An 11,608-nucleotide genomic window follows, 5' to 3' on the forward strand; every position below is an offset into this window, starting at 1 on the left:
TACGATTTTTTTACAGAAGAGCGGGCTTGACCGCTCTTTTTGTGTACATAAGGATTTCGGTCAATCCCATCACTTAAATTAATTAAAAACCTCGTTTTAACAACGGTACATTGACTTAAGTCATAAACACCTTAAGTGAAATGATTAACTTTGCGTTTCGGTTATGAAGCGCGCCCTTACCATAGTCATTACCTTTTGCTACCTGTCAGGTGTTTTTGCGCCATTTTATACCTACGCAGGATACTTTATTAATAAAGATTTCATCGCTGAAAATTTTTGTGTTAATAAGGCTAAACCTGAAATGGATTGCGAAGGAAAATGTTACCTCGTTAAACAATTAGCAGAGCAAACCGGTAAATCTGCAGAAGCCGAAGCGCCAACACAAACTACTCAAAAAGCATATACACCACATTTTGTAACAGCAACATCAAATACAAATTATTTTATTGTTGCAATTACTTTACAAAATAATACTGTTCATTTTCCAACGGCACAAAATGCTGATGCACAGGTCTATTCTCCTCCGGAATTTATAGCGTAATTCTTTCTGCATGTAACCCCACACATGTTAAATTTTATTTATTTACGCTTAAATTTTAAAAAATGAAAAATGTTTTTGTTTTGGCAACTGCCATTATATTTACCCTTACAATCCAGTCTTGTAAAGATGATACCGTTGAACCTGTAGTTTATGAAGTTACGTTTACTATTCTTGAACCTGAAGATGGTGCCGTGTTTACATCCGGCGATGAATTACACATGGAAGTAGATTTTGAAGGAACTAAACCCTTAGGTAATGTTGAAATGTTTGCTATAAATCATTTAACCGATGATACATTGGCATACTTTACCGCAGCAACTTCTGAAACCTTTTTTATGATGCATGAGCATGTAGACTTATCTGTAACCGAAATTACCGAATGTCATTTTATTGTTTCAGCATGGGAAACAAATTATGCTGACCGTAAAACAGAAGAGATTGATTTTACAATTAATCCTTAAGTATGAAAAAAATAATTGTAGTAATAATCTTACTTATTGTAAATATTACAATAAGTAAGATTTATGCATGCGATCAATGTGGTTGTTCCATAGCCGGCTCTTACAATAATATTACCGGTTATGCGCATAATAATTATTTTATGCTTAAATCTTCCTATTATCAATTTAGTAACGTAACAGCAGATAATCCATCACAAAGCACTATGTTTGAATTAGGTTTTTTTGCGGGATATAATATTACTGATCGTTTGCACCTGCTTGCGTTTATTCCCTATAAATCAAATGTATTCAGCACTTCGTCCGAACCACTTCCTTTTAAAACTAACGGATTGGGTGATGCAACATTATTGTCAAATTTCACATTGTTTACCAATAAAAATGATGTCATGGCAAAATTCACACATGCCTTATCCATAAAAGCGGGAATCGAATTACCTACCGGAAATTTTATTGATGATTACAGAGTTTTAAAAGTTCCTGCAATGGTTTCAACCGGCTCCGGTTCTGTCGATTGGCATACCGGTTTGCGTTATATTTATAAACGAAAAAACACAACGTTAATTGGCGATTATGCATATAAATTAAATACGATAAATAAATCCGAATATCAATTTGGCAACCAACAATCATTTTCGCTCATTGCTGCACAACGTTTTATGCACGCAAATAATGTTTTTACACCTTATGTTGGGTTTACTGCAGAACAAGATGGCATCGATAATTATCACAAACTTGAGCAACACGGTACCGATGGTGAAACAGTAATTTTAAATTCCGGTTTTGAGTTTGGATTCAAAAATTATATCGCCGGTATTACAGCCGATATTCCAATTTATTCAACACTCGAGGCAGGCACAAAATCCAGTCCGCGTTTATCGCTGCGTTTTGCCTATATGCTTAAAAATTAATTCCAATTATTTTATTAAAAAAACCCTGAGTAGATGCAGGGTTTTTTTTATGCCATTTAATTAGTTGAATTTATCACCTGTATTTTTTGGAGCAGCAACATTCCCGTTCTTTGTTACATCCTTACCGGCTATCCATTCCGGCCGTGGATGAATCGTTAGCAACTAATAAACCATAATAAAATAATTCAATCTTCAATCAACAAATCCCCAAATCCTGCCACGGGCCTCCATTGCTATCCGGGCTAGAATGTACTTATTCGTTTTAAAGAACTTTAATTAATTCAACATTAATCATTTAATTCCTTATTAATTTCCTCCTGCAGTGCTTGTACTTTTGCTTCTACTTCGTGATAATACTGTATAATAAATGCGCGATTGCCACGCATTCTCCGTAAATCCGTTAGCAGCAGATTTTTTTCCGTTTCCGAAAGCGTAACAGGGTATTTAATATTTTTTAAATTACCTAACGAATCTAAAATGTAGTAAGGTGCTAACTTTGTATTAAAATCTTTGTAATAATTTTCCTGAAACTGTAACTCGTCATATTCTTCTTCAAGTTTTCGAATGGTATTATAATTACCTTCATACAAAGAAATAATTTTAGGTCGAAGTGAGTCATTTTCAATAATTTCCAACCCTTTCGATTTTAATGTTTCATAACCTGAATTATTTTGCACAGAAACGAAATCACGAAATAAATTAAAATAATGAAACCATAGTGTATCATTATTTATCTGTTCGTTTAACACAATTGCTCTGAAATGATCAACTGCACGAATACCATTTTCATGTCCTTTAATATTTATTTGAATATCCGCAAGATCCTGCTTTAATCCATTATTTATTTCCTGTAATATGCTGATTTCAGTAATGTGATCTTTTCGGTTATCATTCCAGTTATCCAACGCAAACGCTGCAAATACCCCAATAAAAATCGATAAAAATTCAAAAAAGAATTTATTTAAACGCTCTGATTTTGCTTTGACTGACATGTTTATATTCGGGTTTTTAAAGGGGTAAAGTTATAAAAATATAATGTGCTGTCTTCAGTCGGCATAGCTGCGAAAATTTTCAATTTTAATTCCAACCCCTTTGAGCTTACCTGTCGGATGGGCATGGGTTTCATATTTTTAACAAGATGAATAGACATACCACAAAACCTCATTAGGTTTATCTTCCGGATGGTGGTTTCAATTTTAACGCGAAATCACTTTTTTTTTCCGTTATAAAAAAATCTAATTTTTGCCAATGGGTCAAAGACCGGATTCTGCTGCGCTGTCGGAGACCGCGCAGAGCTTTTAATTTTAAGCTAAAATAAAAAAGGCTTCCAACTGGAAGCCTTTTTTATTAAGTTGATTATCGTTTTTATTTAGCAAATGAGATTGCTCTTTTTTCGCGGATAACGGTCACTTTAATGTGGCCGGGATATTGCATTTCATCCTGAATTTTTTGTGCAATGCTGAACGATAATTCTTCAGCAACTTTATCACTTACTTTTTCAGCTTCTACAATTACACGTAACTCACGACCGGCTTGAATGGCATATGCTTTTTCAACACCATCGTTTGCCAACGCAAGATTTTCCATTTCTTTAATACGCTTCAGATAGCTTTCCAAAATTTCACGACGTGCGCCCGGACGAGCACCGCTTATCGCATCACATGCCTGCACAATCGGTGCAATAACATATTGCATTTCTATCTCATCATGGTGAGCACCTACAGCATTTACAATGGCTGCATGTTCACCGTATTTTTCACATAATTTCGCTCCAAGCAACGCGTGACTTAATTCTGATTCCTCCTCAGGTACTTTACCAATATCGTGGAGTAAACCGGCGCGTTTTGCAAGCTTCGGATTTAATCCTAACTCAGCCGCCATAACAGCACATAAATTGGCAACCTCGCGACTGTGCTGCAATAAATTTTGACCATATGAGGAACGGAAACGCATACGTCCCACCATGCGAATTAATTCCGGATGTACACCTGTTACACCAAGTTCAATTACAGTACGCTCACCAATCTCGTTGATGTGCTCCTCCATTTGTTTTTTGGTTTTGGCTACCACCTCCTCAATACGTGCCGGGTGAATACGTCCATCTGCCACCAAACGTTGTAAACTTAAACGGGCAACCTCACGGCGAACCGGATCGAAACCGCTTATTATAATTGTTTCAGGTGTATCATCAACAATAAATTCAACACCCGTTGCAGCTTCTAATGCACGAATATTACGACCCTCACGTCCAATAATCTGACCTTTTTGATCATCACTGTCGAGGTTAAATACCGAAACAGAATTTTCAATTGCCTGCTCAGCTGCCGTACGTTGTATCGTTTGTAAAATAATTTTTTTGGCCTCCTTGTTTGCTTTGAGTTTAGCCTCTTCAACTATTTCTTTTATATGCGACATCGCCTTGTTGCGGGCTTCGTCTTTTAATGCTTCCATTAACTCGGTGCGCGCCTGGTCGGCAGTTAATTTGGCTACATCTTCTAATTTGCTGATATGTGTTTCGTAAGCTTTATCTAACTCACCTTTTTTAAGATTCACAACTTCAAGTTGTTTGGCGAGATTGTCTTTAAGCGTATTAAGTTCCGCCTCTTTTTTACTGTATTGTTGCTGTTGCTGGCCAAGCTGGGATTCTTTTTGTTTCATCCGCATTTCCTGCTCTTCCAGTTTCAGCACTTTTTGCTGTCTTTCTTTTTCTACCTCTGCCTTTTGCTGAATCATCTGGTCTTTAATTTCCAGCGATTTTTCTTTTTTGTAAGCATCAGCATCGTTTTTGCTTTTCTGAATAATAAGTTCAGCTTCTTTTTTAGCTGCAGAAATTGTTTCTTCGGCTTCACGGTCCGCGAAAATTTTCTGATTTTTCGTTTGCCCGAAAATGAGCCGCCCTAAGAGAATACCTACAACCAGGGCTGCTGCGCCAATGATTGCATACATCAAAATGTCGTTCATATATATATTTTTATGATGAAGGACCTTTACTGACCACTAAACCGAGGAATTATACCGCTTGGGAAGAAAATTTATGGATGCAGAACCTTCGTTATTTGCTGATTGAGCTGCTCTAACTCGGCCGATAAATCGGTTTCCAATATTACCGGTGCCGGTTTTTTATGCTCTTCCCCCAGTTGTTCCACCATCATGGTGAGCGCTGTCATTGCCAGGTAATCCTGTTTGTCGCTACCTGCATGCTGCATCTGGAGGTCTTTTATTTTTTCAGCTATTAATCTGGCTGCTTTTCTCACAATTTCTTCTTCCTCAGGCTTTACCTTAAGCCTGTAGGGCCTGTCGCAAATCGTAACATGAATATTTAACAATTTGCTTTCTTCAGTATCCATTGGTTTTTATGGTATTCAGTTTGTCCAATTGGGACTAAAGTTAAGTAAAGATTACGAAAAAGCTAATTGAGGTAAGATTACTTTTGACTCAGTCGTTGAGCATTGCAATGCAATTGTCCACTTCTTTAATCAGTTCGTTGATGCGCTTTTTAACTTCAGCCTTGTCCTCCGGCTGATTGTCGCCACTACCCGCAGCTACTATGGTTTGGGCTGTTTTAACTATTTCAAACTGCTTTTCCAGCTCTTCAATTTTTTTGTTTTTATCGGCCAAACCCCTGCGTTGGGCATCCACCTGCTGTTTCAGGATGTCGTTTTCGCTTATAACAGCCTGATGGCTCCTCAGCAAACGGTCCAAATTGGAGCGCAAAACCTGCAGTTGTTCTTGTGTAGCGTTCATTGTTAGGCTAAAAGTAAGTATTTTTTTATTTCCTGATTACAGCACCAAGCTCTGTTTCACATCGTTGCATCAGTTTTTTCATAACACCGTCCACATCTGCATCAGTTAAAGTGCGCTCATCAGTGCTGAAGGTCAAACCAATGGCATAACTTTTTTTACCGGCCAGTTTTTCGCCTTCATAAACATCAAACAAAATAACATCCTTCAAATAAGGTTTGCCTTCTTTTTTTGCAATTGCTTCTATACGGTTATAAGTAATCTGTTTGTCAATCACCAAAGCAAGGTCGCGACGAACCTCCGGAAATTTTGAAATTTCTTTAAAGGTTGTTTTGCGGGCAGACATATTTTCCAACAAAATTTTCCAGTCTATCTCTGCAAAAAATACCGGCTGCTTAATATCAAATACCGATAAAATATTTTTGCGAATACTACCGCAAATGCCAACAACCAGATTACCCGATTTAATTAAATTCCCTGATTCAAAAATGGGTGCTAAATAATGTGTATTACTATCATCCAACAACTGCCATTCTGTTTTGCTCGACATTTTATTCAGCAAACGGTCAACTGATTCTTTAATATCATAAAAATCTGTTTTCCGGTTTGCTATTCGCCAACTTTCAGCATATTTATTACCGGTGATAAATAAACCAATTTTTTCCGATTCAGAATAATTATCTGCATTTTTAGCATACACTCTTCCAAATTCAAATAATTTTAAATCAGTTTGTTTGTGATTGCTGTTGTATCCAATTACTTCTAAACCGGTAAATGCCATACTAATGCGCATGCTGTCCAGTTCGGCATTTAATGAATTCAATAAATTCACCTGCTTTTCTGCCATCTCCGGTAAAAATTGTTGTGCATACTTTGAACGTGAAATAGCATTCGTAAATATTTCATAAAAACCATTACTCACTAAATAATTAATGGTTTCCAGTTTTACTTTTTCGTTGTCGGGTTTCGGACTTACCAAATACGGCGTGCGAATTGTTGATGGCACCGTAATATTATTAAAACCATGCATCCGCAAAATTTCTTCTATAATATCAATTTCACGTAATACATCATTTTTATAAGCAGGTACTTTTAATTGTAACGTATCATTGGTTTCCGATACTATCTCAATATGTAAGGCGGTTAATATGTTTTTAATTGTTGCAACCGGTAATTGTAAGGTACTTATTTTTTCTAACCTGCTCAATCGCAGTGTAATGTCAGTTAATATTGTTTTGTTTGGGTAGATATCAATAATGTCGCCAACAATTTCCCCGCCGCATAATGTTTCAATTAATGTCATAGCATGTTGCAGCGCAGTTGTAGTAATTTCAATATCAGTACCTTTTGCAAAACGGGCAGAAGCATCAGTTTTTAATCCGTGTGCCGATTCAGTTCTTCTGATATACGAAGGATTAAAATAAGCGCTTTCTAAAAAAATATGTGTTGTTGTTTCGGTTACTCCGGAATTTAATCCGCCATAAACACCTGCAATACACAAACCTCCTTTATTATCACAAATCATTAAATCTGTGGATAATAATTTGCGTTCTTTTCCATCGAGTGTAACAAATGGTGTATTATTTTCCAATGTTTTTACCACAATGTTGTTGCCTGAAATTTTATCCGCATCAAATGCATGTAATGGTTGTCCGTAATAATGCAAAATATAATTCGTGATATCCACTACATTATTTATTGGACGCATGCCGATTGCCATTAATTTATGCTGCAGCCATGCAGGTGAGGTGCCTACTTTTACATTTTTTATTTGAATACCTGAATATCGCGGACAAGCATTGGTATCTTCAACTGAAACTTTTATTTCAGGTGCTGCGGAATTAATGGTAATATTTTTTTTGTGGGCAGATGTTAATTCCGGGTTGCTGATATTTCTTGATATTAAAGCAGCACGTAATTCTCTGGCAGTACCTAAATGTGAATTTGCATCTGCATGATTGGCAGTTAATCCTATTTCGATAATGGTATCTGTATAAATATCAAACAGCGATTTTACCGGAATACCAACTGCTGTATTTTCAGGTAACAATAATAAACCGTCATGGCCTTCACCTAAACCAATTTCATCTTCGGCACATAACATACCATTACTTTCAACACCTCGAATTTTTGCTTTTTTAATGGTGAACGGTTCACCTTTTACAGGATGAACTGTTGTGCCCGCAGTAGCAACAATTACTTTTTGTCCGGCTGCAACATTCGGAGCTCCACAAACAATATTTAGCAACTCTCCACTGCCAATATTTACTTGTGTAACTTTTAATTTATCTGCATCAGGATGTTTTTCGCATGAAATTACTTCACCAACTATTAAGCCTTCCATACCACCCTCAACATTTGAATAGGGATAAACCCCCTCAACCTCCAACCCGATATCGGTTAATAAAATTGCAGCTTCATCTGCCGTCATATTCAACGGTAGTAACTCATTCAGCCAGTTCCATGAAATTTTCATAAGACAAAAATAGACCAATTTAATCAATAGCCCCAAAAAATGGAGGCATAACTAATTCTGAATTCAAACTTAGTATGCTAATAAAAAAATCAAACCTGATATAATATGAAACCTGGTATAGTCCCCTCAAGCCCACTTCTTCGCAAAATAGGGTATTTCCTCGTGGGAAACACTGTCTTTTTGTTGCCAATAAGCCATGGTTACTACTTTACCATCTTTCGTTTTTAGCAATCGGCCAAAAACAGCATTAATTGCATTAAAAGTTGAATCGGTAACACCCACAGTCCATGAAGTTGGCGGAGGCGCTACTTCACCCTCTGCTAAAGCAGGCGCTCCTTTTGCAGGTGGAGTTGGAACCACCACAACAGTAAATCCATTATGGGTTAACAGCGCTTTAAGAAAATCAACACGTTGCTGAGCGACATTTTTTTCTACAATTGCACATTTAATGCCATCCAGATCGTCGAAAGTATGATTTTGATTAATAGCCATTTATTGTAATTTATAAATGAATGAGGGAATAAATATATTCATAACAACCGCCAATTAAACCGGTCAATAAAACGCCAACAATACAAATAATAAATGCCAGCCCTGCCTGAAAACCGGTGCTTAATTTTTGAATCGGATTTTCATTGCTATCCATAAACATGGCTTTTACTACTTTTAAATAATAATACAATGAAATAATCATATTTAAAGCTGCAATTACAATTAGTGGTGTATTGTTTTGTCCTGCACCACTCATCAGCAAAAAGAATTTTCCGAAAAATCCTGCAGTAGGCGGAATTCCTGCCAGTGAAAATAAACTCAAGGCCAATACCCAAGCTAACAGCGGATTGGTTTTATAAAATCCTTTATAGTCGCTTATACTTTCTTTCCCCGTTTTTGCACTTACCAGCGATATTACGCCAAATGCACCCAGGTTGGAAAATAAATAAATCACGATAAAAAATACTGAAGCCGCTGCGCCTTCTGCCGAATTGCCTGAAATGCCAATTAAAATAAATCCCACCTGTGCAATTGAAGAAAATGCAAGGAATCGTTTTAAATTGGTTTGTCGAATGGCAAATAAATTACCGGTTATCATGGTAAGTACACTTATCAGGAAAATAAAATTATACCATGAAATAAAAATATTTTCAAAAGCGGTAAACAATACAGAAAAGAAAACAAAAATAATTGCACCTTTCGAAACAACACTTAAATAAGCAGTAACTGCAACCGGTGCACCTTCATAAACATCTGCTGTCCATAAATGAAATGGCACAGCACTCATTTTAAATGCAAAACCTGCAAACAACATCACAAATCCTAAAATGAGCAGTGGCTGACTATTCATGGTTATTGATATCTGTTCAAAGCTTAAAGTGCCTAAAGCGCCATAGAGCAATGAAATGCCAAACAACAATATACCGGATGAAAATGCCGATGAAATAATAAATTTCATTGCAGCTTCTCCTGATTTACGTTTTAATAAATCGAAATTAGCTAATGCGGCAAGTGGTATCGTTGATAATTCAAGCCCAAGGTAAAACATGAATAAATTTTGAGCTGAAATCATAAAAAACATACCGGAAAGTGATGCCAGTAAAATGATATAAAATTCAGGAACATGTTTATGTGTGCTCAGCCACTCCCTTGATTGTAATGAAATAATTAAAATGGCAAGATTTAATATGTTTTTTTCGAGATGCATCAGCGGTGTGCTTAAAAACATATCGCCAAAAGCACTTCCGGTTGTATTAAAGAAAAATCCAACAATAAAATTTACGCCCAGCAATATATTTACCAGATTGAGTAAATTGCCTGTGCTCATCTTATTTTTTCCCAGCTTAAGGAGCAATAAAATGAACAGGATGATGGTTACCATCAGCTCAAATTTCATTAGCATTAATATATCGCCGTTCATAATATCTACTTTAAAACAAAATTGTTGTTTTGTTTATCTGTTTACTTATTTATTTGACACAATATGCTGCATCATTACTTCAGTTCCGGGATAAATAATATCGGTAACTAAAAATGGTGCAATTCCCATTATTAATATTGCTGCCATTAATACAAATGCAGCCAAACGTTCATTCCATCTTGCGTCGGTTAATGTTAGGTGTTCATTATTTACAATGGGCCCCAGCATTGTTTTACCTGACGCTCTTAATATATATACTGCGGTTACAACAATACTTGCACAGGCAAGAATAGTTGCAAAACGATACATGGTTGTCGGATTTTGCCAGCTTCCCATAAATACAGTCATCTCAGCAACAAAACCACTTAAACCCGGTAAACCCAGTGAACATAAACCCGCTAAAATAAATACCGTAGCTATAAATGGCATTACTTTTAATAATCCGCCAATTTCTTTTACCATGCGTGTATGTGTTCTGTCGTAAACCATACCGATTGCAGCAAAGAAAAGGGCTGTCATTAATCCGTGTGATACCATTTGTAATACCGCCCCATTAATTGCAGTTTCATTTAACATGCCAATTCCAAGTAATACAAAACCGCAGTGTGATACTGAGGAATAGGCATTAATATATTTTAAATCGGTTTGCATTAATGTTGCAAATGCGCCATAAATAATTGCGATAGTTGAAAGTGTAATAATCACCGGCTGGTAATAGGCTGCTGCTTCAGGCATTAAATAAACTGCAGCACGTAAACATCCGTAACCACCTAATTTCATTGAAATACCTGCTAAAAACATTGACGCTGCAGTAGGAGCGGAGCTGTGTCCGTCGGGTACCCATGTATGAAAAGGAAATAATGCAGTAAAAATACCGAACCCTACAAAAAGGAATGGAAAAAATATCCGCTGTGTAGATTCATCTATGTATGACTGTGAATTTGTAATTAAATCTAAACTGTGACTGCCTGAAAAATAAACGCCAATCATACCAACAAAAACCAATGCACTGCCACCCATTAACATTAATGCTAATTTCATTGCAGAATATTCTTTTTTGCCACTGCCCCAAATACCAATCAGTAAAAATTTAGGAATTACCGCAACTTCTAAGAAGAAGAAGAGTGTAAATAAGTCAAGCGCAATAAAATATCCATAAGCACCGGCACTCAGCAAGGTTAGAAGCAGGAAAAATTCTTTGTTCATTTTTTCCATTTTCCATGATACCAATACTCCTGCCAGTACAACAAAAGCAGTAAGTAATATCATAGCCACAGAAATTCCATCTACCCCAATATGATAGTTAATATTTAACGAAGGGAACCAGTTATATACAGCCTGAAAAATAAATTGTTCGTTATTTCCCGAATTCCGCTCTTGCGTAAAAAGAAACAGCAACGTAAAACTCAGCACCAACTGTATCAGGGCTCCGGCAAATGCTACAAAACGCACTTGTTTCAGTCCCTTTGCGAACACGATACCTAAAGCGGTAACTGCGGGTATTACTATGAGTAAATTTAAATTCATATTACTTCATCTTAAAATTATAATTAACCGGTTCTTTTACGG

At 36.4% G+C, this 11,608-nt stretch carries 11 protein-coding genes; 3 read left to right on the top strand and 8 right to left on the bottom strand.

Annotated features, from left to right (window positions below):
• Positions 1–163: 163 nt before the first annotated feature.
• The 3 genes from IPI65_12085 to IPI65_12095 all read left to right on the top strand — a co-directional run bounded on the left by IPI65_12085 (position 164) and on the right by IPI65_12095 (position 1,910).
• Complete coding sequence (locus IPI65_12085) at positions 164–541, top strand: hypothetical protein (GenBank protein MBK7442252.1); 378 nt, start codon at positions 164–166, stop codon at positions 539–541.
• A gap of 62 nt (positions 542–603) precedes the next feature.
• On the top strand, positions 604–1,002 hold the full coding sequence (locus IPI65_12090; GenBank protein ID MBK7442253.1) for a hypothetical protein: 399 nt from the start codon (positions 604–606) through the stop codon (positions 1,000–1,002).
• A gap of 2 nt (positions 1,003–1,004) precedes the next feature.
• Positions 1,005–1,910 (top strand): hypothetical protein, encoded by a 906-nt coding sequence (locus tag IPI65_12095; protein ID MBK7442254.1) that lies wholly within the window; start codon positions 1,005–1,007, stop codon positions 1,908–1,910.
• 287 nt (positions 1,911–2,197) lie between these two features.
• On the opposite strand, the gene IPI65_12100 is transcribed toward IPI65_12095, so the two are convergent.
• The 8 genes from IPI65_12100 to IPI65_12135 form a co-directional block, all read right to left on the bottom strand.
• Complete coding sequence (locus IPI65_12100) at positions 2,198–2,902, bottom strand: hypothetical protein (GenBank protein ID MBK7442255.1); 705 nt, start codon at positions 2,900–2,902, stop codon at positions 2,198–2,200.
• Between the two features lie 373 nt (positions 2,903–3,275).
• Positions 3,276–4,871 (bottom strand): ribonuclease Y, encoded by a 1,596-nt coding sequence (gene rny / locus IPI65_12105; GenBank protein MBK7442256.1) that lies wholly within the window; start codon positions 4,869–4,871, stop codon positions 3,276–3,278.
• A gap of 71 nt (positions 4,872–4,942) precedes the next feature.
• Positions 4,943–5,257 (bottom strand): cell division protein ZapA, encoded by a 315-nt coding sequence (locus IPI65_12110; protein ID MBK7442257.1) that lies wholly within the window; start codon positions 5,255–5,257, stop codon positions 4,943–4,945.
• A gap of 88 nt (positions 5,258–5,345) precedes the next feature.
• Positions 5,346–5,654 carry a hypothetical protein gene (locus IPI65_12115; protein MBK7442258.1) on the bottom strand — a complete coding sequence of 103 codons (309 nt, stop codon included), beginning with the start codon at positions 5,652–5,654 and terminating at the stop codon, positions 5,346–5,348.
• Positions 5,655–5,679: 25 nt separating this feature from the next.
• On the bottom strand, positions 5,680–8,127 hold the full coding sequence (locus tag IPI65_12120; GenBank protein ID MBK7442259.1) for a phenylalanine--tRNA ligase subunit beta: 2,448 nt from the start codon (positions 8,125–8,127) through the stop codon (positions 5,680–5,682).
• A 126-nt stretch (positions 8,128–8,253) separates the two neighbouring features.
• Positions 8,254–8,619, bottom strand: a complete 366-nt coding sequence (locus IPI65_12125; GenBank protein ID MBK7442260.1) for a hypothetical protein — start codon at positions 8,617–8,619, stop codon at positions 8,254–8,256.
• Positions 8,620–8,629: 10 nt separating this feature from the next.
• Positions 8,630–10,021 (bottom strand): NADH-quinone oxidoreductase subunit N, encoded by a 1,392-nt coding sequence (locus IPI65_12130; protein ID MBK7442261.1) that lies wholly within the window; start codon positions 10,019–10,021, stop codon positions 8,630–8,632.
• 63 nt (positions 10,022–10,084) lie between these two features.
• Positions 10,085–11,566 (bottom strand): NADH-quinone oxidoreductase subunit M, encoded by a 1,482-nt coding sequence (locus IPI65_12135; protein MBK7442262.1) that lies wholly within the window; start codon positions 11,564–11,566, stop codon positions 10,085–10,087.
• Between the last annotated feature and the right edge of the window lie 42 nt (positions 11,567–11,608).

The sequence above is a fragment of the Bacteroidota bacterium genome (assembly GCA_016706255.1).
Taxonomy (GTDB): domain Bacteria; phylum Bacteroidota; class Bacteroidia; order Chitinophagales; family BACL12; genus UBA7236.

What these genes read in the sequence shown, in the direction of transcription:
- IPI65_12095 (MBK7442254.1), top strand. Translation starts at nt 1,005, where the DNA reads ATGAAAAAAATAATTGTAGTAATAATCTTACTTATTGTAAATATTACA.
- IPI65_12090 (MBK7442253.1), top strand. Translation starts at nt 604, where the DNA reads ATGAAAAATGTTTTTGTTTTGGCAACTGCCATTATATTTACCCTTACA.
- IPI65_12120 (MBK7442259.1), bottom strand. Translation starts at nt 8,127, where the DNA reads ATGAAAATTTCATGGAACTGGCTGAATGAGTTACTACCGTTGAATATG.
- IPI65_12130 (MBK7442261.1), bottom strand. Translation starts at nt 10,021, where the DNA reads ATGCTAATGAAATTTGAGCTGATGGTAACCATCATCCTGTTCATTTTA.
- IPI65_12085 (MBK7442252.1), top strand. Translation starts at nt 164, where the DNA reads ATGAAGCGCGCCCTTACCATAGTCATTACCTTTTGCTACCTGTCAGGT.
- rny (MBK7442256.1), bottom strand. Translation starts at nt 4,871, where the DNA reads ATGAACGACATTTTGATGTATGCAATCATTGGCGCAGCAGCCCTGGTT.
- IPI65_12110 (MBK7442257.1), bottom strand. Translation starts at nt 5,257, where the DNA reads ATGGATACTGAAGAAAGCAAATTGTTAAATATTCATGTTACGATTTGC.
- IPI65_12125 (MBK7442260.1), bottom strand. Translation starts at nt 8,619, where the DNA reads ATGGCTATTAATCAAAATCATACTTTCGACGATCTGGATGGCATTAAA.
- IPI65_12100 (MBK7442255.1), bottom strand. Translation starts at nt 2,902, where the DNA reads ATGTCAGTCAAAGCAAAATCAGAGCGTTTAAATAAATTCTTTTTTGAA.
- IPI65_12135 (MBK7442262.1), bottom strand. Translation starts at nt 11,566, where the DNA reads ATGAATTTAAATTTACTCATAGTAATACCCGCAGTTACCGCTTTAGGT.
- IPI65_12115 (MBK7442258.1), bottom strand. Translation starts at nt 5,654, where the DNA reads ATGAACGCTACACAAGAACAACTGCAGGTTTTGCGCTCCAATTTGGAC.